General features: G+C 66.4%; 27 protein-coding genes and 1 tRNA gene. 13 read left to right on the top strand and 15 right to left on the bottom strand.

From position 1 onward, the window contains the following. Positions 1-11: 11 nt before the first annotated feature. The 8 genes from tsaE to hslV all read left to right on the top strand — a co-directional run bounded on the left by tsaE (position 12) and on the right by hslV (position 10,741). Positions 12-485: a tRNA (adenosine(37)-N6)-threonylcarbamoyltransferase complex ATPase subunit type 1 TsaE gene (tsaE, locus tag AC04PT_RS05610; protein ID WP_482872600.1), complete on the top strand. Its 474-nt coding sequence runs from the start codon at positions 12-14 to the stop codon at positions 483-485. Then, complete coding sequence (locus tag AC04PT_RS05605) at positions 482-1,444, top strand: aminoglycoside phosphotransferase family protein (protein WP_482872599.1); 963 nt, start codon at positions 482-484, stop codon at positions 1,442-1,444. The genes tsaE and AC04PT_RS05605 overlap by 4 nt, the downstream gene beginning before the upstream one ends. Then, positions 1,441-2,124, top strand: coding sequence for a nucleotidyltransferase family protein (locus AC04PT_RS05600; RefSeq protein WP_482872598.1), 684 nt, complete (start codon positions 1,441-1,443; stop codon positions 2,122-2,124). The genes AC04PT_RS05605 and AC04PT_RS05600 overlap by 4 nt, the downstream gene beginning before the upstream one ends. Next, on the top strand, positions 2,117-5,029 hold the full coding sequence (addB, locus tag AC04PT_RS05595; RefSeq protein ID WP_482872597.1) for a double-strand break repair protein AddB: 2,913 nt from the start codon (positions 2,117-2,119) through the stop codon (positions 5,027-5,029). The genes AC04PT_RS05600 and addB overlap by 8 nt, the downstream gene beginning before the upstream one ends. Then, the gene (gene addA / locus AC04PT_RS05590) at positions 5,026-8,370 is read left to right on the top strand and encodes a double-strand break repair helicase AddA (RefSeq protein WP_482872595.1); all 3,345 of its coding nucleotides are present in this window, start codon (positions 5,026-5,028) and stop codon (positions 8,368-8,370) included. Before addB ends, addA begins: the two co-directional genes overlap by 4 nt. Positions 8,371-8,439: 69 nt before the next feature. Beyond that, a complete protein-coding gene (gene trxA, locus AC04PT_RS05585) occupies positions 8,440-8,763 on the top strand; it encodes a thioredoxin (RefSeq protein WP_482872594.1) in 324 nt (107 codons plus the stop codon). 82 nt (positions 8,764-8,845) lie between these two features. Next, the gene (locus AC04PT_RS05580) at positions 8,846-9,991 is read left to right on the top strand and encodes an amidohydrolase (RefSeq protein ID WP_482872592.1); all 1,146 of its coding nucleotides are present in this window, start codon (positions 8,846-8,848) and stop codon (positions 9,989-9,991) included. Positions 9,992-10,183: 192 nt separating this feature from the next. Then, positions 10,184-10,741, top strand: a complete 558-nt coding sequence (gene hslV, locus AC04PT_RS05575) for an ATP-dependent protease subunit HslV (RefSeq protein WP_482872591.1) — start codon at positions 10,184-10,186, stop codon at positions 10,739-10,741. On the opposite strand, the gene AC04PT_RS05570 is transcribed toward hslV, so the two are convergent. The 3 genes from AC04PT_RS05570 to AC04PT_RS05560 form a co-directional block, all read right to left on the bottom strand. Continuing rightward, entirely contained in the window at positions 10,738-11,022 is a 285-nt protein-coding gene (locus tag AC04PT_RS05570; RefSeq protein WP_482872590.1) for a BrnA antitoxin family protein, read from the bottom strand. The two genes, hslV and AC04PT_RS05570, sit on opposite strands and share 4 nt — an antisense overlap. Further along, on the bottom strand, positions 10,958-11,275 hold the full coding sequence (locus AC04PT_RS05565) for a BrnT family toxin (protein WP_482872588.1): 318 nt from the start codon (positions 11,273-11,275) through the stop codon (positions 10,958-10,960). The genes AC04PT_RS05570 and AC04PT_RS05565 overlap by 65 nt, the downstream gene beginning before the upstream one ends. A 65-nt stretch (positions 11,276-11,340) precedes the next feature. Further along, a tRNA-Leu gene (locus AC04PT_RS05560) sits at positions 11,341-11,417 on the bottom strand. Between the two features lie 95 nt (positions 11,418-11,512). On the opposite strand from AC04PT_RS05560, the gene hslU reads away from it, so the two are divergent. After that, entirely contained in the window at positions 11,513-12,820 is a 1,308-nt protein-coding gene (hslU, locus tag AC04PT_RS05555) for an ATP-dependent protease ATPase subunit HslU (RefSeq protein ID WP_482872587.1), read from the top strand. A 164-nt stretch (positions 12,821-12,984) separates the two neighbouring features. Here the strand turns inward: hslU and AC04PT_RS05550 are convergent, their stop codons facing one another. Both AC04PT_RS05550 and pip read right to left on the bottom strand, forming a co-directional pair. Further along, on the bottom strand, positions 12,985-14,499 hold the full coding sequence (locus tag AC04PT_RS05550; RefSeq protein WP_482872586.1) for an ABC transporter substrate-binding protein: 1,515 nt from the start codon (positions 14,497-14,499) through the stop codon (positions 12,985-12,987). A 126-nt stretch (positions 14,500-14,625) separates the two neighbouring features. Further along, positions 14,626-15,597: a prolyl aminopeptidase gene (pip, locus tag AC04PT_RS05545; RefSeq protein WP_482872584.1), complete on the bottom strand. Its 972-nt coding sequence runs from the start codon at positions 15,595-15,597 to the stop codon at positions 14,626-14,628. 48 nt (positions 15,598-15,645) lie between these two features. Here pip and ubiG point away from each other — a divergent pair, with 48 nt between their 5' ends. Then, positions 15,646-16,392 carry a bifunctional 2-polyprenyl-6-hydroxyphenol methylase/3-demethylubiquinol 3-O-methyltransferase UbiG gene (gene ubiG, locus AC04PT_RS05540; RefSeq protein ID WP_482872583.1) on the top strand — a complete coding sequence of 249 codons (747 nt, stop codon included), beginning with the start codon at positions 15,646-15,648 and terminating at the stop codon, positions 16,390-16,392. A 78-nt stretch (positions 16,393-16,470) separates the two neighbouring features. Here ubiG and AC04PT_RS05535 read toward each other — a convergent pair whose 3' ends face one another. Genes AC04PT_RS05535 through AC04PT_RS05520 form a run of 4 tightly spaced genes read right to left on the bottom strand, consistent with a single transcriptional unit; the run spans position 16,471 to position 18,746 of the window. After that, the gene (locus AC04PT_RS05535; RefSeq protein ID WP_482872582.1) at positions 16,471-16,914 is read right to left on the bottom strand and encodes a MarR family winged helix-turn-helix transcriptional regulator; all 444 of its coding nucleotides are present in this window, start codon (positions 16,912-16,914) and stop codon (positions 16,471-16,473) included. Further along, positions 16,914-17,744, bottom strand: a complete 831-nt coding sequence (locus tag AC04PT_RS05530; RefSeq protein WP_482872581.1) for a carbon-nitrogen hydrolase family protein — start codon at positions 17,742-17,744, stop codon at positions 16,914-16,916. Before AC04PT_RS05530 ends, AC04PT_RS05535 begins: the two co-directional genes overlap by 1 nt. Beyond that, a complete protein-coding gene (gene grxC, locus AC04PT_RS05525) occupies positions 17,744-18,004 on the bottom strand; it encodes a glutaredoxin 3 (RefSeq protein WP_482872580.1) in 261 nt (86 codons plus the stop codon). The genes AC04PT_RS05530 and grxC overlap by 1 nt, the downstream gene beginning before the upstream one ends. Positions 18,005-18,038: 34 nt before the next feature. Further along, positions 18,039-18,746 (bottom strand): double zinc ribbon domain-containing protein, encoded by a 708-nt coding sequence (locus AC04PT_RS05520; protein ID WP_482872579.1) that lies wholly within the window; start codon positions 18,744-18,746, stop codon positions 18,039-18,041. A gap of 42 nt (positions 18,747-18,788) precedes the next feature. Here AC04PT_RS05520 and AC04PT_RS05515 point away from each other — a divergent pair, with 42 nt between their 5' ends. Continuing rightward, on the top strand, positions 18,789-19,601 hold the full coding sequence (locus AC04PT_RS05515) for a methyltransferase domain-containing protein (protein WP_482872578.1): 813 nt from the start codon (positions 18,789-18,791) through the stop codon (positions 19,599-19,601). Positions 19,602-19,651: 50 nt separating this feature from the next. After that, the gene (gene hemH, locus AC04PT_RS05510) at positions 19,652-20,704 is read left to right on the top strand and encodes a ferrochelatase (RefSeq protein WP_482872577.1); all 1,053 of its coding nucleotides are present in this window, start codon (positions 19,652-19,654) and stop codon (positions 20,702-20,704) included. Between the two features lie 67 nt (positions 20,705-20,771). Here the strand turns inward: hemH and AC04PT_RS05505 are convergent, their stop codons facing one another. Next, positions 20,772-20,969 (bottom strand): ferrochelatase, encoded by a 198-nt coding sequence (locus tag AC04PT_RS05505; protein WP_482872576.1) that lies wholly within the window; start codon positions 20,967-20,969, stop codon positions 20,772-20,774. Positions 20,970-21,119: 150 nt separating this feature from the next. Then, the gene (locus AC04PT_RS05500) at positions 21,120-21,713 is read right to left on the bottom strand and encodes a L,D-transpeptidase (RefSeq protein ID WP_482872575.1); all 594 of its coding nucleotides are present in this window, start codon (positions 21,711-21,713) and stop codon (positions 21,120-21,122) included. A 168-nt stretch (positions 21,714-21,881) separates the two neighbouring features. Here AC04PT_RS05500 and dalA point away from each other — a divergent pair, with 168 nt between their 5' ends. Continuing rightward, complete coding sequence (gene dalA, locus AC04PT_RS05495) at positions 21,882-22,487, top strand: divisome-associated lipoprotein DalA (protein ID WP_482872574.1); 606 nt, start codon at positions 21,882-21,884, stop codon at positions 22,485-22,487. A gap of 118 nt (positions 22,488-22,605) precedes the next feature. Here the strand turns inward: dalA and AC04PT_RS05490 are convergent, their stop codons facing one another. The 4 genes from AC04PT_RS05490 to AC04PT_RS05475 form a co-directional block, all read right to left on the bottom strand. Then, positions 22,606-23,301: a TerB family tellurite resistance protein gene (locus tag AC04PT_RS05490; protein ID WP_482872573.1), complete on the bottom strand. Its 696-nt coding sequence runs from the start codon at positions 23,299-23,301 to the stop codon at positions 22,606-22,608. A 43-nt stretch (positions 23,302-23,344) separates the two neighbouring features. Further along, on the bottom strand, positions 23,345-23,818 hold the full coding sequence (locus AC04PT_RS05485) for a GNAT family N-acetyltransferase (protein ID WP_482872572.1): 474 nt from the start codon (positions 23,816-23,818) through the stop codon (positions 23,345-23,347). Then, positions 23,815-24,426: a VOC family protein gene (locus AC04PT_RS05480; protein ID WP_482872571.1), complete on the bottom strand. Its 612-nt coding sequence runs from the start codon at positions 24,424-24,426 to the stop codon at positions 23,815-23,817. Before AC04PT_RS05480 ends, AC04PT_RS05485 begins: the two co-directional genes overlap by 4 nt. A 206-nt stretch (positions 24,427-24,632) precedes the next feature. Continuing rightward, entirely contained in the window at positions 24,633-25,109 is a 477-nt protein-coding gene (locus AC04PT_RS05475; RefSeq protein ID WP_482872570.1) for an Hsp20 family protein, read from the bottom strand. Positions 25,110-25,201 lie beyond the last annotated feature (92 nt).

Raw genomic sequence — 25,201 nt, 5'->3', positions numbered from 1 at the left:
AATGTCCGCCCATGACCTCTCAGACCCTCTCGCTCACCTTGCCGTCCCCGCAGGCGACTTGCCGCTTTGCCGCCCGTCTCGGGGTCCGGCTGGGGCCGGGCGACGTCCTGCTGCTTGAGGGAGAGATCGGCGCCGGCAAGACCCATTTCGCCCGCTGCTTGATCCAGACGCTGCTGACTGCACCCGAAGACGTACCCTCGCCGACCTTCACGCTGGTCCAGACCTACGACGCCGCGCCCTGTGAAATCTGGCACGCCGATTTGTACCGCCTTGGCGACGTGGACGAGGTCGAGGAACTGGGCCTGACCGAGGCATTCGACAGCGCGATCTGCCTGATCGAATGGCCGGACCGTCTTGAGGAGACCGCCCCGGGAACGGCCCTGCGGCTGAGCTTCGAGCCGGGCCCGGATCACGACACCCGCGTGCTGACACTGGCGTGGAGCGCGGCACGCTGGGACGACCTGCCCGGAGCGCTGGCCGCATGACTCGCGACGACCTGATCGCCGGCTTCCTCGCCGAGGCTGGCCTGAATGGCTGGCGTCGCGACGCGCTTGCCGGCGATGCCTCGTCCCGCCGCTACGAACGTTTGCGCGGCCCCGACGGACAGTCGCTGATCCTGATGGACGCCGACCCCGAAACCTGCGGCGATCAGGGCGCTTTCCTTGCCATTCGCGCGCACCTCTACCGGCTGGGCTTCTCTGCCCCGGTGCTGCACCACGAAAACACCGATGTCGGATTGCTGCTGCTCGAGGATTTCGGAGACGCGCTCTTTGCCCGCGTCATGGCGACCGACCGCACGCAGGAAGAGCCGCTGTATCGCCTTGCCGCCAACATGCTGATCCGCCTTCAGTCCAAACCCCTGCCCGCCGGCCTGCGCCCCATGACAGCCCCGGCGCTGGCCGCCATGGTCGTCCCCGCCTTCGAATTCTACGCCCCCGAATGCGCAGGCCTTTTGTCAGACGCCCGCGACGCGCTGCAACACGCGCTGGACCCCGTTGCCGCCCAACCGGCAGTGCTGGCGCTGCGCGACTTCCACGCCGAGAACATGATCCACCTGCCGGACCGCGACGGCGATCGCCAAGTCGGGCTGCTGGACTTTCAGGACGCCTTCGCCACGCATCCTGCCTATGACCTCGTGTCGATGCTGCAGGACGCCCGTCGCGACCTCAGCCCCGGCATCGAAGACGCGATCCTCACCTACTTCATCGACGCGACCGGGGCAGAGCCATCGCCCTTCCGCGCCGCTTATGCCGCCCTCGGGGCGCAGCGTAACCTGCGCATCCTCGGCGTCTTTTCGAAACTCGCCGTCACCCGGCAGAAACCGCACTACCGCCGCCTGCAACCCCGCGTCTGGCGCCACCTGCAGGCCGACCTGGCGCATCCGGCGCTGTCCGACCTGCGCAGCATCCTCGCCGATCTGCCCGCCCCCGAGGTAGCCGCATGACCCGTCCCGAAGCCGCCCTGCTATTTGCCGCCGGTCTTGGCACCCGCATGCGCCCGCTCACCGATGACCGCCCCAAGCCGCTGATCCAGGTGGATGGCAAGACGCTGATCGACCACGCGTTTGATCTTGTCGAGCCGCTCGCCCTGCCCCGCGTCGTCGCCAATACCCATTACAGGGGCGAGATGATCGCGCATCACCTTGCCGGGCGCGGCGTCACCATCAGCCACGAATCACCCGAGGTTCTGGAAACCGGCGGCGGGCTGAAACGAGCGCTGCCGATGCTCGGCCCCGGCCCGGTCTTCACGCTCAACACCGATGCTGTCTGGCGCGGCCCGAACCCCCTCCGCGCGCTCGAAGCCGCGTGGGATCCCACGCGGATGGATGCCCTTTTGCTCTGCATCCCGCTCGAACGGGCCCACGGCCACAAGGGCAAGGGCGATTTCCTGCGCGACGCCGAGGGGCGGCTGACGCGCGGGCCGGGGATGGTCTATTCCGGGCTGCAGATCATCAAGCCCGACGGGCTGGCAGCGATCCCCGACAAGGTCTTCTCGATCCGTGAACTCTGGCTGCCGATGCTTGCCGCCGGGCGCATGTACGGTTTGCCCTACGACGGTCACTGGTGCGACGTAGGTTACCCCGCCGCGATTGAAATTGCCGAAGAGATGATGGCGCATGTTTGACCGCCTTGCTGCGCCGCATGTCTTCGGCCTGCCGCCGGGGGTGGATTTCGCGCAGGCGCTGGTGGACGGCCTGCTGAAACGCGTCGAGGGCCAGCCCCCCGAGGCGCTGGCCCGTGTCGAACTGATCGTCAACACCGAACGCATGCGCCGCCGGATCCGCGCGATCTTTGACGCCGGCCCGCCGCGCCTGCTGCCGCGCATTCGCGTGCTCAACGAGCTTCAGCCACCCTGGACCGCCGACATCCCCGAGGCCGTGCCGCCGCTGCAACGGCGGCTGGAACTGGTTCAGCTGGTGTCGCGCCTGCTCGACGCGCAGCCCGACCTCGCGCCCCGTGCCGCGCTCTTCGACCTCGCGGATTCGCTGGCCGGGCTGATGGACGAAATGGAGGGCGAAGGCGTCTCGCCAGCCGACATCGACGCGCTCGACGTGACCGACCAGTCCGGCCATTGGCAGCGGGCGCGCGATTTCCTGTCCATCGTGCAACGCTTCTTCGATCCCGAAGACGACGCCCCCGATGGTACCGCCCGTCTGCGCCGCGTGATCGAGGTCTTGGCCGCGCATTGGCAGACCGATCCGCCCGATCACCCGGTGATCGTCGCCGGCTCCACCGGCTCGCGCGGGGCGGCGGCGCTTCTGATGCAGGGGGTGGCGCGCCTGCCGCAGGGCGCGCTTGTGCTGCCGGGGTACGACTTCGACATGACGCCGGCAAATTGGGCCGCGCTCGACAAGGCGCTGGTGTCCGAAGATCACCCACAGTTCCGCTTCGCCCGCCTGAAACGCGCGCTGAAGGTCGACAAGGTCCTGCCGTGGCTCACCACGCCGGCCCCCTGTCCGCCGCGCAACCGACTGGTGTCATTGGCCTTGCGTCCCGCACCCGTCACCGATGCCTGGCTGACGGAAGGCCCCGCGCTGCAAGACCTCGACAAGGCCACCCGCGACATCACGCTGGTCGAGGCGCAGGACCGGCGCGAAGAGGCTCTGACCATTGCATTGCGTCTGCGGCAGGCGGCCGAGGACGGGCAGAGCGCGGCGCTGATCACCCCTGACCGCCACCTTACCCGGCAGGTGACGGCCACGCTCGACCGCTGGGACATCGTGCCGGACGACAGCGCCGGTATCCCGCTGCAACTAACCGCGCCGGGGCGGTTCCTGCGCCACGTGGCGGGCCTCTTCGCAGGACCGCTTTCGGCTGCCGACCTGCTGACGCTGCTGAAACACCCGCTCTGCCACTCGGGCGGCGCGCGCAACGAGCATCTGCGCCTGACCCGTGACCTGGAACTGCACCTGCGCCGCAACGGACCGCCGTTCCCCGACGGCGGGATGCTGACGGCCTTCGCCAAGGACAAGGGCGCGCCCGAGTGGGGCCAGTGGGTCGCGCAGGTCTGCGCGCTGGACGGCGCGCCCCCGCAGCCCCTGACCGACTGGCTGGCGCGGCACCGGGCGCTGGCCGAAAGCCTTGCCGCCGGTGCCGGACAGGAAGGCGCGGGGCAACTCTGGGTGCAGGTAGCGGGCATCGAGACTCTGGTGGTGGTGCGCAAGCTGGAAGAGGCCGCGCCGCATGGCGGTGTGCTCACCGCCCGCGACTACGTTGATCTCTTCGGCGCGGTGCTAAGCCGCGAAGAGCAGCGCGACCGTGATATCGGCCACCCGCATATCCGCATCTGGGGCACGCTCGAGGCGCGGGTCATGGGCGCTGACCTGTTGATCCTCGGCGGCCTGAATGAAGGGTCCTGGCCCGAACCGCCCAGCCCCGACCCCTGGCTCAACCGGGTGATGCGCGACAAGGCGGGGCTCTTGCTGCCCGAACGAAGGATCGGCCTGTCGGCGCATGACTTCCAGCAGGCAATCGGAGCGCGCGAGGTCTGGCTGACCCGTGCGATCCGCTCGGACGATGCCGAAACCGTGCCGTCGCGCTGGCTGAACCGGATGTCGAACCTGCTGCGCGGGCTGGGGGCTGAGGGCAAGGCGGCCTATGCCGGCATGGCCGGGCGCGGAAGAAACTGGCTGGCGTTGGCCCATGCGGTCGAGGCGGTTTCGCCGGTGGCCCCTGCCCCGCGCCCCTCGCCCCGCCCGCCGGCCGAGGTGCGTCCCAGGAAGCTGTCGGTGACCGAGATCAAGCGGTTGATCCGTGATCCCTATGCCATATACGCGCGGCATGTGCTGCGCCTCAAGCGACTGGATTCGCTTGCGAAAGCGCCAGATGCGCTGCTGCGCGGGATCATCGCGCATGACGTGCTCGAACGCTTCGTCCGTGACACGGTGGCCAACCCGCAAAGGCTGACACGCGGCGATCTGTTGACCACCACCGCCACGGTACTGGCGGACGAGGTGCCCTGGCCCGCGGCGCGCACCATGTGGCAGGCGCGGATGGCGCGTGTCGCCGACGCCTTCGTCTGTGACGAGAAAAAGCGGCAGCAGGCCGGGCAACCCATTGCCTACGAGGTCAGCGGCGGGCGCGACATCCCGGCGCTGAACTTCCGCCTGACCTGCAAGGCCGACCGCATCGACCGGCTCGGCGACGGGCGGCTCAGCCTCTACGACTACAAGACCGGCGCCCCGCCGTCGAAGGACGAACAGACCCATTTCGACAAGCAGTTGCTGCTCGAGGCCGCGGTGGCCGAGACCGGTGGCTTCGACGGTATCGACCCCGCCGAGGTGGCCGAGGCGCTCTATATCGGGCTGGGCACGACGCCGAAGAACACACCCGCGCCGCTGGCCGACAACCCGCCGGCCGAGGTCTGGACGCAGTTCGAAGGTCTGATCGCGAAATACATGGACGCCGCGCAGGGCTATACCGCGCGCCGCGCCATGCAGCAGGCCCGCGATGTCAGCGATTACGACCAGCTCGCGCGGTTCGGCGAATGGGAACTGACGGACGACGCCAAGGGGGAACCTGTCGGATGACCCAGCGCGACGAAGCCACCCTGCGCCAGATCGCGGCAGCGCGGCCCGAACGGTCCACATGGCTGGCCGCCAACGCCGGATCGGGCAAGACGCGGGTGCTGACCGACCGCGTGGCGCGGCTGTTGCTTCAGGGCGTCTCGCCCGAGCACATCCTCTGCCTGACCTACACCAAGGCCGCGGCCAGCGAGATGCAGAACCGGCTGTTCCAGCGGCTTGGCGACTGGGCGATGAAGGAAGACGCGGCGCTGCGCGGTGCCCTGCACGATCTGGGCATCGACGGGTCGATCCCTGCTGACAAGCTGCGCGAGGCGCGGACGCTGTTTGCCCGCGCCATCGAGACCCCCGGCGGTCTAAAAATCCAGACCATTCACTCATTCTGCGCCTCGATCCTGCGGCGCTTCCCGCTCGAAGCGCAGGTCTCGCCCCAGTTTCAGGAGATGGAGGACCGCGCCGCCGCCCTGCTGCGCGCCGATATCGTCGATCAGATGGTCGACGGTGCAGACAAGGCAGTGGTCGAGGGCATCGCCGCCTACCTCACGGACATGGACTTCGCCGCCATCACCGCCGAGGTGACACGGTCGCGCAACGTGCTGGCCAAGCCGATGAGTGGCACCGACATCAAGGCGCTGTTCGGCCTGCCCGAAGAGGCCAGCGAGGACTGGTTGCTGGCCCGGGTTTTTCTGGGCGGCGAAATGGACCTGCTCGCAGACTGCGCGGCTGCGCTGGCCGGAAGCGGGCCCAAAGACCAGACGGCCGCCGCCAAGCTGAAGACCATCACCGCGCCGGACCTCGCGGCCCTGACGGTGCTGGAAGACGTGCTGCTGAACGGCGAAAAGACCAAATCGCCCCACTCCGCCAAGATCGGCAACTTCCCCACAAAGGGGATGCGCGAGGGGGCCCTTGCCGGGGCCATGCCGCTACTCGAAGACCTGATGCGCCGGGTCGAGGACGCCCGCGATCCCCGCTGCGCGCTGGCCGCCGCCGCCCGCTGCACGGCGCTGCACGATTTCGCGCGCGCCTTCCTGCCGCGTTACGAGGCCGCGAAGCTCGCACGTGGCTGGCTCGACTTCGACGATCTGATCCACAAGACGCTGGCCCTTCTGACAGACCGCAGGGTGGCGGAATGGGTGCTCTACCGGCTTGACGGCGGCATCGATCACATCCTTGTCGACGAAGCGCAGGACACCAGCCCGGTGCAGTGGCAGGTGATCGAGAAGCTGGCGCAGGAATTCACCAGCGGCGAAGGCGCGCGCCCCGACACGCCCCGCACGATTTTCGTGGTCGGCGACAAGAAGCAGTCGATCTATTCCTTCCAGGGCGCCGATCCGTCCGAGTTCGACAGGATGAAGGCAGAATTCGCCGACCGCCTGCAAGCCACGCAGCAGCCCTTGCAGGACACCACACTGCAATTCTCGTTCCGCTCGGCCGAGGCGATCCTGCGGCTGGTCGACACGGTGTTCGAGGCCAAGGCCCGCTCGGGCTTCTCGCGCGAGGAAACCCACCGGGCGTTCAAATCCGACATGGGCGGGCGGGTCGATCTCTGGCCGGTGATCGAACCGGCCGGGAAGGTCGAGAAAAGTGCTTGGGACGATCCCGTCGACCTGCCCGCCGACACCCATCACAACGTCCTGCTGGCCCGCCGCATCGCGGGCGAGATCCGGCGTATGCTGGAGGCCAAGGAAACCATCCCCTGGAAACAGGAGCCGCACGGCTGGGCCGGGCGCACGTTGACACCGGGCGATTTCCTGATCCTTGTGCAGCGCCGGTCGGACCTGTTTGCCGAGATCATCCGCGCCTGCAAGGAAGAGGGCCTGCCGATCGCCGGGGCCGACCGGCTCAAGGTCGGCGCGGAACTGGCGGTGCGCGACCTTGCGGCACTGTTGTCGTGGCTGGCGCTGCCCGAGGACGATCTGAGCCTTGCGGTGGTGCTGAAATCGCCGCTGGTGGGCTGGGACGAGGCGCAGCTCTACGATCTCGCGCAGGGCCGCGAACAGAAATACCTCTGGCGCGAACTGGCCGCGCGTCAGGCAGAATTCCCCAAGCTGTGGGCGATGCTGACCGACCTTCAGAACAACGCCGACTTCCTGCGGCCCTACGACCTGATCGAACGCATCCTTACGCGACACGAGGGGCGGCGCAAACTGCTGGCGCGGCTGGGGAACGAGGCCGAGGACGGCATCAACGCGCTGCTCAGCCAAGCGCTGGCCTATGAGAAGACCGAGGTGCCCAGCCTGAACGGATTCCTGATCTGGATGGAAACCGACGACCTCGAGATCAAGCGCCAGATGGACAGCGCCGGCGACCGCATCCGGGTGATGACGGTGCATGGCGCCAAGGGTCTTGAAGCGCCGATCGTGATCCTGCCGGACTGCGCCAAGCGCGAGGTCCGGATACAGGATTCGCTGATCCCGCTGCAGGACACCGTGGCGTGGAAGACGAACGCCCCCGAAAGCCCCGCCGCGCTGGCCGAAGCGCTGGAGGTGGTGAAAGACAAGCAGCAGCAGGAACGCGACCGTCTGCTCTACGTGGCGATGACCCGGGCCGAGGTCTGGCTGATCGTCTGCGCCGCCGGCGATCTGGGGAAGGACGGGCAAAGCTGGTACGAGACCTGCGCCATGGCCATGCAAAGTGCCAATGCCGCGCCACACGACTTCGCCTTCGGGCCGGGGCTGCGCTATCAGAGTGGTGACTGGCCGCGCCTCGCTTCGGTCCGCGAGGTGCCGCACGAACCGCGTCCGGCGGTGCTGCCCGGCTGGGCGCAGCAGCCGGCCATGCAACCGCTGCCCGCCGTGGCCAGCCTAAGCCCCTCGGATCTTGGCGGCGCCAAGGCGCTTCCTGGCCTCGACGGTCAGGACGAGGAAACGGCGAAACGCTATGGCACGCTGGTCCACCTCGCACTGGAACGGTTGGCGGACCTGCCGCCCGAAGCCCGCGCCAAGACCCCCACCGATGATGAGCAGGCCCGCGCCCACCGCGAAGCCTGCGCCGTGCTGGATGGCGCCGACATCGCGCCGCTGTTCGCGCCCGGCACCCTGCCCGAGGTGGCGATCACCGGCGACGTGGCCGGTCTGGGCCGGCTGCACGGCGTAATTGACCGGCTGGTCGTGGACGACAGGCTGGTCCGGGCGATCGACTTCAAGACCAACGCCACCGTGCCGCAACGCCCCGAGGACGTGCCCGAGGGCCTGCTGCGCCAGATGGGGGCCTATGCGGAATTGCTCAAGCCGCTCTATCCAAAGCATGAAATCGTCACCGGCCTGCTCTGGACCCGCACCGCGACGCTGATGATACTTCCACACGATCTGGTGACGGCGGCGCTGGCACGCACAACATCGCCTTGACCTCTGGCGGGGGCATACCTACGTTCCCGCTCCAACACGCATCAGCGAATCCAGTCAGGAGACAGAGCCATGGCCACCGTTGCCGTTACCGACGCCACCTTCGACGAAGAGGTCAAGCAATCCAACGTGCCCGTGGTGGTGGATTTCTGGGCCGAGTGGTGTGGCCCCTGCAAGCAGATCGGCCCGGCGCTGGAAGAACTGTCGACCGAGTACGGCGACGACGTCAAGATCGCCAAGGTCGACGTCGACAGCAACCCCAACACCGCCGCCGCGCTCGGCATCCGGGGCATCCCGGCGCTGTTCATCTTCAAGGACGGCCAGCCGGTGTCGAACAAGACCGGCGCGGCCCCCAAGGCAGCGCTGAAAAGCTGGATCGACGAATCCATCGCCTGAGACCACAGGCGACCGTGATCGGAAAGGGGCTGCCTCACCGGCGGCCCTTTTGCTTTCAGGGACAATGCGGCAGGGTCGGGCCATGACGGACCTCACAGCTGACGATATCGCCCACCTCACCGCGTTCCGGCACAACCTGCACCGCCACCCCGACGTGTCGGGGGAAGAGGCCGCAACCGCAGATCAGGTGGTCTCCGTGCTGTCCGGCCTCGCGCCCGACGAGGTGCTGACCAAGCTGGGCGGACATGGCGTGGCGGCAGTCTACCGGGCGCAGGTACCGGGTCCGACGGTGCTCTTCCGCTGCGAGCTGGACGCCCTGCCGATCCAAGAACGGCCCGGCCCCACCCACATGTCCGAGAAGCCGGGAGTGGCGCATCTGTGCGGGCATGACGGCCATATGGCGATCCTCGTCGGGCTGGCTCGACTGCTTGCCCGCCAGAGACCGGCGCGGGGCCGCGTGATCCTGCTGTTCCAGCCCGCCGAGGAGACCGGCGCCGGCGCGGCGGCGGTGCGCGCCGATCCCCGCTGGGCCGGGCTGCGCCCGGACTATGCCTTTGCCCTGCACAATCGTCCGGGCCTGCCACTGGGTCACATCGGGCTGGCAGGGGGGCCGGTGGCCTGCGCCTCGCGCGGGATCGACATCACCCTGCGCGGCAAGGAAGCCCATGCCTCGGACCCCGACAGCGGGCTGTCGCCGATGGCGGCGCTGGCCACGCTGATGCCCGGGCTTGCCGCCCTCAGTCACGGCACGCTGGAGGACAGGGCGTTCCGGCTGGTGACGGTCACACATGCCCGGCTCGGCCAGCCCGCCTTCGGCGTTGCACCGGGCGAGGCCCGCCTGCAGGCGACGCTGCGCACCCGGATCGACGGCGGCATGGCGGCGCTCTGCGCCGATGCCGAGGCGCTGATCGCCCGGTCCGCCGGGGCCTTGAAGGTCGAGATTGCCTATCACGACGTCTTCCAGCACTGCGAAAACCATCCCGAGGCCGTCGCCCTGCTGCGGCGGGCGCTGGACGCTCTGGGCATGGCCCATGACGACGCGGGCTGCCCGATGCGCGCCTCCGAGGATTTCGGACTGTTCGGGCAGGACGCGAAGGCGGCGATGGTCTATCTTGGCGCGGGACGGTCGCACCCGGCCCTGCACAACCCCGACTACGACTTCCCCGACCCGCTCATCGATCCGGGTGTGCGCCTGTTTCACGCCGCCGCGCGGCTTCTGACAGGCTAGTATAGCGTCCCGAAGGCCCGTTGCGTCAGCGAAAACAGCCGATCCACACCGTGCGATCGGGTCAGAACGACGGTGCCTTCAGCTCTCCGAATTCCGATTCCCTCTCCGCCTCCGCAGGGCGCTGTCTCGCCCCGACGCCTTGCCCGGAGCGCTCGCTTACCCCATATGGGCCGTTGAAAGAAGGAGGCGAGCATGTCCGACACAGAATTCCCCGGCTGGCACGGCACCACGATCATCGGCGTCAAGAAAGGCGGCAAGGTGGTGATCGCCGGCGACGGGCAGGTCAGCCTCGGCCAGACCGTCATCAAGGGCACCGCCCGCAAGGTGCGCCGCATCACTCCTGGCGGCTCCGACGTGGTCTGCGGCTTTGCCGGATCGACCGCCGATGCCTTCACCCTGCTGGAACGGCTCGAAGCCAAGCTCGAGGCCACGCCGGGGCAACTGGCGCGCGGATGCGTCGAACTGGCCAAGGACTGGCGCACCGACAAGTACCTGCAAAAGCTCGAGGCGATGCTGATCGTGTCGGACGGCGATCAGATGTTCGTCATCACCGGCGCCGGCGACGTGCTGGAACCCGAACATGACGTCACCGCCATCGGATCGGGCGGCAACTACGCCCTGGCGGCCGCCCGGGGCATGATGGACACGGATCTGTCCGCCGAAGAGGTCGCCCGCAAGGCCATGGCCATCGCCGCCGACATCTGCGTCTACACCAACGGCAACCTGACGGTTGAGACCATCGGCGGCTAATCAGCCTTCTTTTGGGCCTTCATGTAGGCTCGCAAAACGGCGTTCATTCGGGTCTGGTAGCCTTTGCCTTGATCCCGGAAGAACTCCACGACATCAGCATCGATCCGGAGCGAGATAAGATTTTTCGGCTCCGGCTCGATTAATTCGGCCGAAGCCCAGTCAACTTCGAACTCTGGCTCACCCTCATAATCGCCGGCCTCGCGCAGGCGTTCCCAATCAGTCTTTCCTTTCATCCTCTGAATCTCTTCGAGAGAGAAACGCTTGATACTGTTGTCGCTCATCTCGGCTAGCCCTCCGGGCTGAGATCAGACGGACTGCATCTTCCCGAACTGTAAGAATCACGGTGAATACAATGCCATCGGCCTGACCTATAGCTTTCGTTCGCACCTCGTCTGTACTTCGAGCTGGGCCAGAAAGGTATGAGGAAAAGAATATCTCGATAACATCGATAAAATCGAGGCCATGCTTTTCTAAGTTCCTTAATCTCTTTCTGGTGTCCCATTCGAATGTATTCGGTGAGGTCTTGGTATTCATGGCGGATTTCTCCGAGTTGTCGGAGCCGGCCGCAGTCGGGTGTGTCTGATGGGAGAGGAGCGTAATGGTCAAGCTTGCAGGACTCGAACCTGCGACCTTCCGTCCCTCAGACGGACGCGCTACCAGGCTGCGCCAATGCCCGACTGAGCATATATCTACATCCTGTAGCTACAAATTTCAACCCCTTCAAATCTCCCGTCGCGATGCGTATCTGTCGCGCAACGAAAAGGGACACCCATGACCGACCTGACCCCCCGCGAGATCGTCTCCGAGCTCGACCGTTTCATCATCGGCCAGGCCGACGCCAAGCGCGCCGTGGCCGTGGCGCTGCGCAACCGCTGGCGGCGCAAGCAGCTTTCCGACGACCTGCGCGACGAAGTCTATCCCAAGAACATCCTGATGATCGGCCCCACCGGCGTCGGCAAGACCGAGATCAGCCGCCGCCTCGCCAAGCTGGCGAAAGCGCCCTTCATCAAGGTCGAGGCCACCAAGTTCACCGAGGTCGGCTATGTCGGCCGCGACGTCGAACAGATCGTGCGTGACCTCATGGAGGACGCCATCATCCAGACCCGCGAATACATGCGCGACGAGGTCAAGTCCAAGGCGCACAAGGCCGCCGAGGATCGCGTGATCACCGCGCTGGCCGGCGAGGACGCCCGCGAGGGCACGCGCGAGATGTTTCGCAAGAAGCTGAAGTCGGGCGAGCTTGACGACACGATGATCGAACTGGAACTGACCGATCATTCGAACCCGATGCCGATCATGGACATACCCGGCCAGCCCGGCAGCCAGATGGGGATGATGAACATCGGCGACATCTTCGGCAAGGCTTTCGGCGGCCGCACCACCCGCAAGAAGATGACCGTGGGCGAAAGCTATGACGTGCTGATTGGCGAAGAGGCCGACAAGCTTCTCGACGACGAGACGGTGACAAAGGCGGCGCTGGAAGCGGTCGAACAGAACGGCATCGTCTTCCTCGACGAGATCGACAAGGTCTGCGCCCGACAGGAGGCCCGCGGCGGCGACGTCAGCCGCGAAGGCGTGCAGCGCGACCTGCTGCCGCTGATCGAAGGCACCACCGTCAGCACCAAGCACGGCGCGGTCAAGACCGACCACATCCTGTTCATCGCGTCGGGCGCCTTCCATATCGCCAAGCCCTCGGACCTGCTGCCCGAATTGCAGGGCCGTCTGCCGATCCGGGTCAACCTGCGGGCGCTGACCGAGGGCGATTTCGTGCGCATCCTGACCGAAACCGACAATGCCCTGACCCGCCAGTACACCGCGCTGATGGGCACCGAAGAGGTCGAGGTCAGCTTTACCGAGGATGGTATCGCCGCGCTCGCCAAGATCGCCTTCGAGGTCAATGACAGCGTCGAGAACATCGGCGCACGCAGGCTCTACACGGTGATGGAGCGGGTGTTTGAGGAACTCAGCTTCCACGCCCCCGACCGCGCCGGCCAGTCGGTCACGGTGGACGCCGATTTCGTCGAAAAGAACCTCGGCGAACTGACCCGCTCGACCGACCTGAGCCGCTACGTGCTCTGACGCAAGAGGATGCGCGGCCGTCCCGGGCGCACGGCTCCGGGGCTGATGACCGGGTTGTAGGCCGGGCTTCAGCCCGGCCCTCTCGTCGCCGGGCTGAAGCCCGGCCTACGGATCATCGCCCGCTCCCGGTTATGCGGACCGCAGCGCGTCTTGCGGCCCGACCCTCACCCCAAGGCCCAGCGTTCGGCCATGCGGGCGTTGTCCATGTCCCACAGGTTGCCCACCCGGTCCGGCACGCTCAGCCGCGCCGACACCGCCTGCACCCAGTTGGCGAAGACCGGGATCACCGCCGGCCCGTCGTCACGCAGCATGCGCTGCATCTCGCCGTACATCTCGCGGCGCTTGTCGCTGTCCAGCTCTGCCCGCGCCTCCGTCAGCAGACGCTCGAACCGGGGGTCCTCCCAGCGGCCCTCGTTCCATGGCACGCCACGCGCGTAACCGGTCGAGAACATCCAGTCCTCGGTTGCCCGCCCCGACCATGCCGATGCGCGGACGGGGGCCTTTTGCGAAAGCTCGGCCGTCTCCGGCACAAGGTTGATGTGCACCCCGGCAGGCTTGGCCGAACTCTGGTACAGCCGCGCCGCCGCCTCCGCGCCCTCAAAGGCGGCAGGTGAGACCGAAAGGTCGATGCTCAACGCGCTTATACCCGCCTGCCGCAGGTGATAGGCGGCCCTGTCGGGATCGTAGAGCACCGGGTCAAGCTCGGCAAAATAGGGGTTCGCGGGGCCGATCGGGCTGTCATGGCCGATACGGCCGTGGCCCTTCAGAACGCGTTTCAGCATGGCCTCCCGGTCGATCCCGTGCTTCAGCGCGCGGCGGAGGTTCACATCGTCCAGCGGCGCCCTGTCCGAGCGCAGCGCGAAGCTGAGGTGCCGGTTGCCCGCGACCTCCTGCAAACGATATGCGCCGCCGATCTTCCCGGCCTGACGCGGATCGACCCGGTTGATGGCATCCACCTCGCCCGCCAGCAGCGCCTGCATGCGCCCCGCCGGATCGTTCATCGCCCAGAACTCGACCTCGTCGAACCAGCCCGCTTTGCCGTCCTTGTAATGACCGTCGACCCGACGCCCGAGGAACCGCACCCCCGGCGCAAAATGCTCGACCCGGTAGAGCCCCGTGCCGATGCCCTGCGCGATCGCCTCGTCGATCTGACCGGCGGGATACATCAGCAGGTGATAATCCGACAGCAGGTAGGGCAGATCGGCGTTACCGGCCGCAAGCACCAGCTGCACCTGATGCGGGCCAAGCTTGGTCATCCCGGTGATCCCCGACAGGATCGGCCGCGCCGGCGACGGCGTGTCCATGTGCATCCGCAGCGATTCGATCATGTCGTCCGCGCCAAATGGCTTGCCGTTGTGGAAACTCACGTCCCGGCGTAGGGCAAAGGTCCAGACCTTGGCGTCGCCGCTGGCCTCCCAGCTTTCGGCCAGCTCACCCTTCAAGGTGCCATCGGCGGCAACCTCGGTGAGCGTGTCGAACACCGCGCCCTGCCCGGCAATCTGCATGAAGCTGTCCCGGTGGCTTCGCGCATCCCAACTGTCCGACACATGCGCCCCGCCCAACCCGGCGCGCAGGCGCCCGCCGCGCTGCATCTGCGCCTGCAAGGGCAAACCCGAGGCGGCCAGAACACCTGCGGCGGCACCGGAGCGCAGCAATCCGCGTCGTGTCAGTCGTGTCATGGTCTCTCCCCGTTTCGCGGTGGCACCATTCCCCCCCGCGCGATTCGCCCCTCACCTTAGCAGCGCTCGCCGCGTCAATGGAATCAACAGTTTGTTCGTCGGCGCGCGGGCCCCTACCAGTGCCGATCAGCGCCCGGCAAGCTGATCCATCGCCCGCACCAGTTCCGCCGAAATGCCCGGCTCGGACAGCGCATGCCCGGCGTTGCGGATCATGCGCAGGTCGGCATTTGGCCAGCGCTGCGCCAGTTCCCAGGCGCGGCGGGGCGGGCAGATCATGTCGTAACGCCCCTGCACGATCACCCCGGGGATATGGGCAATGCGGTCGATCCGATCAAGCAGCTGGCCGTCATATTCGAGGAAACCGGCGTGGGTGAAATAGTGGTTCTCCAGCCGTGCGAAGGCGCGCGCGTAATCGCCCGGCGTCTCGCCGCCATGACCCGAGGAATAGACCGACGCGAGCGCGTTCTCCCACGCGGCCCAGGCCTTGGCATAGCGGATTTCCTCGGGAAGATTGCCTGAAAACAGACGCTTGTGGTAGGCGGCGATCAGGTCGCCGCGCTCATCTTCGGGGATCAGGTCGACGAAGCGTTGCCAGGTCTCGGGCCAGAACTGGCCGGCCCCGCCGCCGTAGAACCAGTGCAGCTCGGCCTGGGTCATCATGAACACGCCGCGCAGCACCAGCGCGCGCACACGGTCCGGGTGGCTCTGCGCATAGATCAGCGCCAGCGTCGCACCCCAGCTGCCGCCGAAGACCATCCAGTCGTCGATCTCCAGCTCGCTGCGGATGTGTTCAATATCACCGACAAGGTGCCAGGTGGTGTTGTCCTTGACGCTGGCATGGGGCCGCGAGCGACCGCAGCCGCGCTGGTCGAACAGGATCACGCGATAGACATCGGGATCGAAGTAACGCCGCATCGCAGGGCTGCATCCGCCGCCGGGTCCGCCATGAAGAACCACTACAGGTATGCCGTCGCGCCGCCCGGACTGCTCCATGTAGATGGTATGGCCATCGCCGACGTCGAGCATGCGCTGATCGAACGGATCGATCTGCGGATAGAGGTACTGGACCGCGCGTTTTTGCCCTGAGAATTTGTCCATACTCCCCTATATGAGACCTGATGACCGAATGACCATAGGGAGCGTGACATGCAGGCCGCCGAGACCACCGTCGATCCGTCCGAAATCGCCAAGTTCGAGGCGATGGCCGCCGAATGGTGGGACCCCAACGGCAAGTTCAAGCCGCTGCACATGCTCAACCCGACACGGCTGGATTACATCACCAGCCAGATTGCCGGAGAGTTCGATCGCGACCTGTCGAAACCGAAGCCGTTCGAAGGCTTGCGGATCGTGGACATCGGCTGCGGCGGCGGGCTGCTGTGTGAGCCGATGGTGCGGCTGGGGGCCTCGGTGGTGGGTGTCGACGCGGCCGAGCGCAATATCCCCGTGGCGCAGATTCATGCGCAATCGCAAGGGCTTGAGATTGACTATCGGCACACCACGGCCGAGGCGCTGGTGGCCGAGGGCGCCCGTTTCGACGTGGTGCTGAACATGGAGGTGGTCGAACACGTGGCCGATCCGCTGGCCTATCTGACAGCCTGTCAGCAGCTTCTGGAACCGGGCGGATTGCAGGTCTGCTCGACCATCAACCGCAACCCGAAAAGCTTTGCCATGGCCATCGTGGGCGCGGAATACGTGATGCGCTGGTTGCCGAAGGGTACTCACGAATGGTCGAAATTCATCACCCCGGACGAGCTGTTCGAACTGCTGAGAAAGTCGGGGATGGAGCCGGTGGACCGCAAGGGATTCGTGTTCAATCCACTGGCCTGGACGTGGTCTGTCTCGGCGCGGGATCTGAGCGTGAATTATGTCACAACGAGCCTGAAACCGGCGTAGGGCACGGGCGGGGAGTTTTGTACAATTTGTACAAAACTCCCCCCTGTTTTGTACAAAAGCCCCCCGCGGACGGCCGGCTCAGCCTTCCTGCTCCAGTTTGAGCCGCAATTCGCGCAGGATCGGCAGCGCGGCGCGGACCTTTTCCGCCCCCAGATCGCCGACAAGATCGGTGATCAGCGGGGTGATTGCCGCCAGCGCCCTGTCGCGGGCATGGACGCCTGCGGGCGAGATCGTCACCAGCTTGGACCGCGCGTCGTCCCAATCGGGGCGGATGTGGACGTAGCCCGCGAGTTCGAGCTTGCCGAGGGTGTTGGTCATCGCGCCACGGGTGACGTGAAACGCGCGGGCCAATTGCGCCGGGGTGCGTTCCTGCTTGAAGCGGGCGAGGTGGTTGAGGACCGAAAAATGCGACAGCTCCATGCCCTTGGGCAGCATCTTGCCCAGCCGGTTGCGCAGCATCTGGTCCGAGGTGAAGAGTTCGGAGAACAGGGCAACGGCAAGGGAATTGGCGGTGTCGGCCATCACGGTCCTTGGAAGTCTCGGTCATGGGTGAGCGAAGGCACCCGGCTGCGGGCTTTGTCCACCGCATCGCGCGACAGGTCAACATAAAGCACCTCGGGGCCGGTGCCCGCCTGCGCCACGACCTCGCCCCAGGGCGAGATCGCCATGGAGTGCCCGTAAGTCGTGCGTTGCTTGCCCCGTGTCGTCGCGTGGGTGCCGCATTGCGCCGCCGCCAGCACCCATGCGCCGGATTCGATGGCGCGGGCGCGGAGCAGCGGTTGCCAATGGGCGGCACCGGTGACGGGGGAGAAGGCGGAGGGGACCAGCAGCACCTCGGCCCCGGCATGGGCCAGCGCGCGGTAGAGGTTGGGGAAGCGGATGTCGTAGCAGATCGTCAGGCCGAGGGTGGCAAAGGGGGTTTGGACGGTGACAGCGCGGCTGCCGGGGCGGTAGCCAGCGCTTTCGCGGTAGGTCTCGGCCTCGCTGACCTGCACGTCGAACATGTGGATCTTGTCATAGCGGGCGGCGATCCCGCCCTGCGGGTCGATCAGGAAGGAGCGATTGGCAAGGCGGCCATCGGCATCGCCGGTCTTCAGCGCGAGGGACCCGATCGAAAGCCAGATGCCGTGCCGGGCCGCCACATCGCGAAGAGAGGCCAGCGTGCGGTCGTCGTGTTCGCGTTGCAGCACCTCTTGCTGCCGCGTGCGGCTGGCGGAGACGCAATTTGTGACCTCTGGGGTCAGCACGAAGCCCGCGCCGCCGGCCACCGCTTCGTCGACCATCGCCGAAACGGTGGCGAGGTTCTCGGCCGGATCGTCCGAGGAGGTGAGTTGCAGCAGCGCGCTGCGCATCAGGCGGCGGCGAGCAGCGGGTCGAGCTTTCCGGCGCGTTCCAGCGCATAGAGATCGTCACAGCCGCCGACATGTTCGCCGTCGATGAAGATCTGCGGGACGGTGCGGCCGCCCTGCGCGCGTTGGATCATCTCGGGCTTGCGGTCGGGGTTCTCGAGAATGTCGATCTCGTTGAACTCGGCGCCTTTCTGTTTCAGCAGCCGCTTGGCGGCGTGGCAGAAGCCGCAGAGCGGCGAGGTGTAGATGTCGATAGCGGGCATGTGGTGCCTTCCTTGATAGAGTGTTGCCCTCTATCTAGTCCGCAAGGTCTACGCGTGCCAGTGCGCCGATGCAGACCTGCCCTGCGCCCCTGCCATGCAGCGCCTCGGTGCAGGCGGCGAGCGTGGCGCCGGTGGTCAGCACATCGTCGACCAGCAGCACCGGGCGGCCGCCGGCGACGCGGTGGCGGCGGCGCGGGTGGACGGTGATTGCGCCATCGAGGATGCGGTGGCGCTCGGCCGCGCTGCGCCGGTCGAGGCTGCGGGTGCGGCGGATGCGCTGCAAGAGGTCGGGACAATAGGACAGGCCCAGATGGACGGCCAGCGCCTCGGCCAGGCGGGCGGATTGATTGTAGCGGCGCGACATCAGGCGCATCCAGTGCAGCGGCACCGGGGTGACCAGCATGTCGGGATGGAGGATGGGTTCGACCGCGCGGGCCAGCCATGCGGCGCCGGTACGGGCAATGTCGCGGCGGTCGTTGTGCTTGAGGCCGAGCACCAGCCGCCGGCCGTTGTCGCGGTAGAGCAGCGCCGCCCGGCCCCGGTGCCATGGCTGCGGGCGGCTGAGGCAAGCGTCGCAATGGGCGATTTCCAAGGTATCGGTGCCGGGAAGCGGCGTGCCGCAGGCGTCGCAGACGGTGCCGCCGATGAACTGCGTGTCGCGCCAGCAGGGGCCGCACAGGCCGAATTCGGATTCCACCAGATCGCGGCACAGCAGGCACTGCGGCGGGTACACGACGCGCAAGGCGGTTTGAACTATCTCCGACACGTCTCTATCTAGCCCTTCATGAACCAACGTCTTACCGATCCCCGCGCGCTTGCCCGCAATCGTTCCCGCGCCGTTCCCGGCGCGATGTTCCTGTTCGAGGCCGCGCGCGACGATCTGGAGGATCGGCTGAGCTTGGTTAAGAGATCGTTTACGGCGCCGCTGGTGGTGACCGGGCAACCCACGATCTGGGACAATGTGCTGCCGGAGGCGAAGATTGTCGCGGATATGGAAACACTGGACGCGGCCGAGGCTGCGCATGATCTGGTGGTGCATTCGCACGGGCTGCACTGGGCCAACGATCCGGTGGGACAGCTGATCCAGTGCCGGCGGGCGCTGCGGCCGGACGGGCTGCTTCTGGCATCGCTGTTCGGCGGGCAGACCCTGCACGAATTGCGCGCCTGTCTGGCGCAGGCCGAGTCGGAGATCACCGGCGGGCTGTCGCCCCGCGTGGCGCCCATGGCCGAGATCCGCGACATGGGCGGGCTGTTGCAACGCGCGGGGTTTGCCCTGCCGGTGGCGGATTCGTTCACGCTGACGGCCCGTTACGCCTCGCCGCTGCATCTGATGCGCGAGTTGCGGGCGATGGGTGAAGGCAACGCGCTGGACGCGCGCCTGCGCCGGCCCACCCGGCGCGGAGTGCTGCTGCGGGCGGCGCAGATCTATGCGGAGACCCACGCCGGGCCTGACGGGCGCATACCGGCAAGCTTCGAGATGATCGTGCTGACCGGGTGGTCGCCCGACGAAAGCCAGCCAAAGCCATTGCGTCCGGGCTCGGCGCAGGCCAGCCTTGCGGATGCGCTGAACAGTCGCGAGACGAAGCTCAGCGATTGACCTTGGCGGGGGGGCCGTTAAGTCCTGTCCGACCTCATGCGGAGAGAGCCATGACCGAGACCAGCCGTCCTGCACACGGGCCGAAAGATCACCCGAGCCTGCCCGTCCCGAAGGTGGGCGTCCTGCTGGCCAACCTCGGGACGCCTGACGGGACCGATTACTGGTCGATGCGGCGCTATTTGAACGAGTTCCTGTCGGACAAGCGGGTCATCGATTACCCAGCGTGGAAGTGGCAGCCGCTGTTGCAGGCGATCATCCTGACCAAGCGGCCCTTCACCTCGGGCGCTGCCTACAAGACGATCTGGAACAACGACGCCGGGGAGAGCCCGCTGGCGACGATCACCAAGGCGCAGACGGCGGCGATCCGGGCCGCGATGGAAGAACGCTACGGCGACCGGGTGATGGTGGATTACTGCATGCGCTACGGCAACCCGTCGACGCAGTCCAAGGTGCGGGCGATGGTTGAGGCCGGATGCCGCAAGATCCTGTTTTTCCCGCTGTATCCGCAATATGCCGGGGCGACCTCGGCCACCGCGAACGATCAGTTCTTCCGGGCGCTGATGGCGGAGAAATGGCAGCCGACGGCGCGGATCGTCGATCCCTATTTCGAGCATTCCGTCTATATCGACGCGCTGGCCGCTTCGGTCGAGCGCAAGTATGCAGAGCTGGAGCGGAAGCCGGACATCCTGGTGTGTTCCTACCACGGGCTGCCGCAGCGCTACCTGATGGAGGGCGATCCGTATCATTGCCAGTGCCAGAAGACGACGCGGCTGCTGAAAGAGCGGCTGGGCTGGGCGGATACCGAGATCACCACCACCTTCCAGTCGCAGTTCGGCCCGGAGGAATGGCTGAAGCCCTATACCGTGGACGAGGTGGCGCGGCTGGCCAAGGAAGACGGCAAAAAGCGCATCGCGGTGATCGCGCCCGCGTTTTCGGCCGATTGCATCGAGACGCTGGAAGAGATCAACGAGGAAATTCGCGAGAGCTTTGAACACGCGGGCGGCGAGGACTTTACCTATATCCCCTGCCTGAACGACGACGCGGCGCATATTGCGGCGCTGTCGAAGGTGATCGCGGAAAACCTGGGCGGCTGGCTGGACTGACCCCCAGCCCCCCGAAACGAAAAACGGCGCCCGAGGGCGCCGTTTTCCTTGTGCATGTCGCTACGACTTAGGAGTCGTGTGCTGCAACTGCGATCACCAGCGCGAGCAGGATCAGCGGAACCAGGATGCCGGCCGACGACGATGCTTGTGCGGTTTCTTCGACGATCACCGGTGCTTCGATGATGACTTCGTCTTTGCCATACGAACCGGCGAATGCGGTCGATGCTGCTGCGGACAGGGCCGCGGCGAGTGCGAGTTTCTTCATAATCATATCCTCCAGATATTCACTTGCCGCGCATACCTTACTGGTTGCGGCAAGCACCCAAGACTTACCTCGTGCATTTTTCTAAGCAGCTATTCGGAGCGAATGCAAACCGATCTTGATGCCTTGCCGCAGCGCCGCGCCCGCATGTCGTCAAATTAGCAACACTTGAGTGCCCACTTTCGCACGCGCGAAAAGTTCGGCGATATGCTCGTTGAAAAGGCCGATGCATCCGTTCGACGACCGCCGCCCGATCTTGCGCGTATCGTGGGTGCCGTGAATGCGATAATACGTCCAGCTTAGGTAAAGTGCGTGGGTTCCCAGTGGGTTGTCTGGACCGGGACCGACGAAGTCCGGCCATTCGGGATTGCGCTTCTTCATCGCGGGCGTCGGACGCCAGCTGGGGCCTTCGACCTTGCGGACGATCGAGGTACGTCCGCGCCGGGTCAGATCCTCTGTCAGGGGTACCGAGGTCGGAAAGAGCCTGTAGGCGGTTTCGCCCTCGGACCAGTAGTGCAAGGCACGGCTCGTGATATCGACCAATATCGCGCCGTTGGAGAGATTGTTGAAATAAGGTCGCCAGTCCAGCGCGCGGAAGCTGGAGATATTGCGACGAGTCGAGGTCGACAGGTCACGTTCGAATTCGACGGTGCCGGCGTTTTGCGCCAGCGCCGGTGCGCCAAGCAGCGCCGCGGTCCCGGTCAGGAAGGCGCGTCGGTTCACCTGGGACAGGGGTTTGGAGGTCATGTCCGTCTCCTTCGCGGGGCATCTGGGATCACAGGGTGTTGTAGTGCGCGAAAGCCTCAGTCGCAAATCAAACCGGCGCGCGGGCGGCGGAACGTCGCCGAGGTGGGTTTGAAAGGCCACGGCATTCGCGATAAGGCAGGCGAAACGCATTTTCGCATGGTTCCCGACATGAACAGACTTGCCTTCCTTCTGCTGCCGATTGCGCTGGTGCTGGCCGGCTGCACCACCACCCCGGTGTCGACGCTCGGTCCGGACGGCAAGCCGCTGCCACGGGTCTACAAGCTGGGGTCGGGCGCGCAGGGGCAGGTGCAGTTCCGAATGCTGGACGCGATCAACGCGTTGCGCGACGCGCGGGCCCTGCCGCGGGTCGAACTGGACGCCAGCCTGAACGCCGCCGCAGCGACCCATGCGCGCGACATGTCGGTGCAGAACCGGCCGTGGCATTTCGGCTCGGACGGATCGTCCCCGATCGAACGGGTGGCGCGGGCTGGGTACCAGGGCCGGATGCTGGGCGAGGCGATTTCCGAGACCTACGAGACCGAGCTGGAAACGCTGGCGGCCTGGATGGAAGAGCCGGGGACCCGCGAGGTGATCCTGTCGCCGGATGCGCGCGACCTGGGCTTTGCCTTCTTCCAGGAAGACAACGGCAAGATTTGGTGGACGCTGGTGATGGGCGCGCCGGGATCGCAGGGCTATGTGCCATCGGCCTCTGCCCTGGGCGGCCGGGCGATCGAGGATATCGCGGCCTCGGCCATTGAGTTGAGCGACGGCTAGGGCCCCAAGACGCCCGCGTCCCGGACTTGATCCGGGACCGCTTCATCAGCGCTGGCCATGAGGTCCCGGATCAGGTCCGGGACTGCGGAGGGTGCAACATCCTGTGTTGCGGATCGTGTCAGGCCCGGGCTGGTTGCCGCTGGCTGGCCTGTATGTCTTCCCACGCCTTGTTGATGTCGATCATGCGCTTTTCGCTGATCCGGATGGCCTCTTCCGGGACGCCACGGGCCATCATCCTGTCGGGGTGGCTGTCGCGCACCGCCTGCCGCCAGGCTTTGCGGATATCCTCCATCGGGGTGTCGGGATCGACGCCCAGCACGGTGTAGGGGTCGTTCTCGGCATCGGGGACGAAGCGCGCGCGGAGCGCCTTGAAGCGGCGGTCGTCGAGACCGAAGATCGCCGCCACTTCGCGCAGGAACTCGTCTTCGGCGGGATGGTAGCTGCCGTCGGCCACGGCGATGTGAAACAGCCCCTCCATCAGGTCGCAGAGCGCGTTGTGGGTGCCGTCGAACATCTCGCTGATGCGCCGGGCGTAGGCGTCGAAGCCAGCCACGTCCTGCCGCGCGAGGTTGAAGACGCGGGCTGCCTGCGCCTCGTCCTCGGGGGCGATTCGAAACACCTCGCGGAAGGCGGTCACCTCGTCCCGGGTGACCAGACCGTCGGCCTTGGCCATCTTGGCGCCCAGCGCGATCACCGCGATGGTGAAGGCGACCGAGCGTTCGGGCGGCGTGCGCAAGCGGTCGAACACCTCGCTGAGGGGTTCGCCGGTGCGGAGCGCCGAGAGCGCGGCGGAGATGCGGGTCCAGATCGACATGAGGGGAGTTTAGACCGCGGCGCGGCACAAGTCAGCGTGACAATCACAACATTTTTTGCATCAGCACGAGGTCCATCCAGCGGTCGAACTTGCGGCCCACTTCGGGCAGGCGCGCGACCTGGCGGAAGCCGATGGCGGTGTGAAAGGCGATGCCGGCGGGATTTTCGCCGCTGATCCCGGCCATCAGCGAATGGCCGCCGCGGGCGCGGGCGCTGTCTTCGAGCATCGCCATGAGCAGGCGGCCCATGCCCTTGCCGCGGGCTTCGGGGGCAAGCGTGATGGAGTGTTCGAGGGTGCGGGTATAACCGGGCCCGGCGCGGAACTGGAAGTAGCAGGCGTAGCCGACCACCCGCGTGCCGTCGGCGGCGACGAAATAGGACTGCGAGCGGGCGATGGCGTCGGCGAGGTCGGCGGGCGACTTTTCGGTGGTGGTGAAGGTGATCGGGGTATCGCGGATCACCGGGTTGACCAATGCGGCGATGCCCTCGGCGTCCGAAGGCGCGGCAGGGCGGATCATGTCAGGGTCTTCTCGCCGGCGGGACAGAGGATGCGGGCCGAAAGGTGCGGCGAGCCTTGCTCGAAATGGATGCGGCCATCATCGAGGTAGGGCGACAGGCGCTGGTGCAGGCGGTCGGCCTGAGGGTGGATGACGGTGAGACGGTCGAGCGAGCAGCCGGACTCCGGGAGGGTATCGGCCGGGTGTCTGTCGGTGTCCCATTGCATGAGCGCGGGAAAGCCGCCGTCGAAGGCGGTCTGCCCGGCGTCGGGGACGGCCATGCGCCATTTCAGGTCGCCGCGTTGGAGGGCGACGATCGTGCCGGCTTCGGGGAGGTCGCGGAGGAGGGCGTCGAGATCATCGGTCCAGCAGACCCAGTTGGTGAGCCTCGGCCGCCCTTCGAAGTCGTCGAGGCCGAACCAGCGAGGCGTCTGCCGCGGGCTGGACGAGGGGTCGGTGGAAATGGCTTCAAGGTAGAGGCGGTTGTCAAGTTTCAGCAGGTGGTTGTGAGTGGCGAAATGCGGATGGTCACCGCCCGGCAAAAGGCTGGCGCCGAGGGTGGCGGCAATGGCGTCAGCGGCAATGTCGCGGGTTTCGCCGGAGACGACGAGATGATCGAGATGCAGCATGAGACGGCTCCTTTCCGCAACATAATGCCAGACTTCGCACGGATTGGGTAAGGGTCATGTGCGTGGGCTGACATCGGGCCTCCCGGTAGAGGCGGACGGTCGCGGCAGGGCGCCCCTGCGCCGGCGACAGAATGCAAAACGCCTGCCGGGCGGTGTGCTCGGCAGGCGCGGGTGTGTGGGATGTCCGGCTGACGCCGGGGCAGGTCTTAGTTGACGGCCTTGGCGTCGACCACGTCTTTCTCGATGGCCTTGGTGCCGTTGGCGATCTCGATCCGGCGCGGTTTCAGCGCTTCGGGGATCTCGCGCTCGAGGTCGATGTGGAGCATGCCGTTCTCGTGGCTCGCACCCACCACCTTGACGTGATCGGCGAGGTGGAAGCGGCGCTCGAAGGCGCGGGTGGCGATGCCGCGGTGCAGGTAGGAGCGTTCCTGCTCACCCTCGTCCTCGGCCTTGCGTGCGGTCACGACAAGCGCCTTATCCTTGACCTCGACACCCAGATCCTTGTCGGCGAAACCGGCGACGGCGATCGAGATGCGATAGGCATCGTCGGCGGTCTTTTCGATGTTGTAGGGCGGGTAGGTCTGGGACTGCACGTCGTTGGACAGTACGCGGTCCATCAGGTCGGCCATTTGGTCAAAGCCGACGGTTGCACGGTACAGCGGTGCAAAATCATAGCTACGCATGGGTCATCCTCCATTGAGCGATACCATTATGTGACGCCTTCCCAAGTGGGACAGGCGCGGGTCGTGTCCGGACCCGTTGTGGCGTCCGGACA

This window comes from Litorisediminivivens sp. KMU-197 (assembly GCF_056858395.1).
Note: the sequence above shows the minus strand (reverse complement) of the source record. Positions and strands in the feature narration are given on the sequence as shown.

What these genes read in the sequence shown, in the direction of transcription:
- tsaE (WP_482872600.1), top strand. Translation starts at nt 12, where the DNA reads ATGACCTCTCAGACCCTCTCGCTCACCTTGCCGTCCCCGCAGGCGACT.
- AC04PT_RS05605 (WP_482872599.1), top strand. Translation starts at nt 482, where the DNA reads ATGACTCGCGACGACCTGATCGCCGGCTTCCTCGCCGAGGCTGGCCTG.
- AC04PT_RS05600 (WP_482872598.1), top strand. Translation starts at nt 1,441, where the DNA reads ATGACCCGTCCCGAAGCCGCCCTGCTATTTGCCGCCGGTCTTGGCACC.
- addB (WP_482872597.1), top strand. Translation starts at nt 2,117, where the DNA reads ATGTTTGACCGCCTTGCTGCGCCGCATGTCTTCGGCCTGCCGCCGGGG.
- addA (WP_482872595.1), top strand. Translation starts at nt 5,026, where the DNA reads ATGACCCAGCGCGACGAAGCCACCCTGCGCCAGATCGCGGCAGCGCGG.
- trxA (WP_482872594.1), top strand. Translation starts at nt 8,440, where the DNA reads ATGGCCACCGTTGCCGTTACCGACGCCACCTTCGACGAAGAGGTCAAG.
- AC04PT_RS05580 (WP_482872592.1), top strand. Translation starts at nt 8,846, where the DNA reads ATGACGGACCTCACAGCTGACGATATCGCCCACCTCACCGCGTTCCGG.
- hslV (WP_482872591.1), top strand. Translation starts at nt 10,184, where the DNA reads ATGTCCGACACAGAATTCCCCGGCTGGCACGGCACCACGATCATCGGC.
- AC04PT_RS05570 (WP_482872590.1), bottom strand. Translation starts at nt 11,022, where the DNA reads ATGAGCGACAACAGTATCAAGCGTTTCTCTCTCGAAGAGATTCAGAGG.
- AC04PT_RS05565 (WP_482872588.1), bottom strand. Translation starts at nt 11,275, where the DNA reads ATGAATACCAAGACCTCACCGAATACATTCGAATGGGACACCAGAAAG.
- hslU (WP_482872587.1), top strand. Translation starts at nt 11,513, where the DNA reads ATGACCGACCTGACCCCCCGCGAGATCGTCTCCGAGCTCGACCGTTTC.
- AC04PT_RS05550 (WP_482872586.1), bottom strand. Translation starts at nt 14,499, where the DNA reads ATGACACGACTGACACGACGCGGATTGCTGCGCTCCGGTGCCGCCGCA.
- pip (WP_482872584.1), bottom strand. Translation starts at nt 15,597, where the DNA reads ATGGACAAATTCTCAGGGCAAAAACGCGCGGTCCAGTACCTCTATCCG.
- ubiG (WP_482872583.1), top strand. Translation starts at nt 15,646, where the DNA reads ATGCAGGCCGCCGAGACCACCGTCGATCCGTCCGAAATCGCCAAGTTC.
- AC04PT_RS05535 (WP_482872582.1), bottom strand. Translation starts at nt 16,914, where the DNA reads ATGGCCGACACCGCCAATTCCCTTGCCGTTGCCCTGTTCTCCGAACTC.
- AC04PT_RS05530 (WP_482872581.1), bottom strand. Translation starts at nt 17,744, where the DNA reads ATGCGCAGCGCGCTGCTGCAACTCACCTCCTCGGACGATCCGGCCGAG.
- grxC (WP_482872580.1), bottom strand. Translation starts at nt 18,004, where the DNA reads ATGCCCGCTATCGACATCTACACCTCGCCGCTCTGCGGCTTCTGCCAC.
- AC04PT_RS05515 (WP_482872578.1), top strand. Translation starts at nt 18,789, where the DNA reads ATGAACCAACGTCTTACCGATCCCCGCGCGCTTGCCCGCAATCGTTCC.
- hemH (WP_482872577.1), top strand. Translation starts at nt 19,652, where the DNA reads ATGACCGAGACCAGCCGTCCTGCACACGGGCCGAAAGATCACCCGAGC.
- AC04PT_RS05505 (WP_482872576.1), bottom strand. Translation starts at nt 20,969, where the DNA reads ATGAAGAAACTCGCACTCGCCGCGGCCCTGTCCGCAGCAGCATCGACC.
- AC04PT_RS05500 (WP_482872575.1), bottom strand. Translation starts at nt 21,713, where the DNA reads ATGACCTCCAAACCCCTGTCCCAGGTGAACCGACGCGCCTTCCTGACC.
- dalA (WP_482872574.1), top strand. Translation starts at nt 21,882, where the DNA reads ATGAACAGACTTGCCTTCCTTCTGCTGCCGATTGCGCTGGTGCTGGCC.
- AC04PT_RS05490 (WP_482872573.1), bottom strand. Translation starts at nt 23,301, where the DNA reads ATGTCGATCTGGACCCGCATCTCCGCCGCGCTCTCGGCGCTCCGCACC.
- AC04PT_RS05485 (WP_482872572.1), bottom strand. Translation starts at nt 23,818, where the DNA reads ATGATCCGCCCTGCCGCGCCTTCGGACGCCGAGGGCATCGCCGCATTG.
- AC04PT_RS05480 (WP_482872571.1), bottom strand. Translation starts at nt 24,426, where the DNA reads ATGCTGCATCTCGATCATCTCGTCGTCTCCGGCGAAACCCGCGACATT.
- AC04PT_RS05475 (WP_482872570.1), bottom strand. Translation starts at nt 25,109, where the DNA reads ATGCGTAGCTATGATTTTGCACCGCTGTACCGTGCAACCGTCGGCTTT.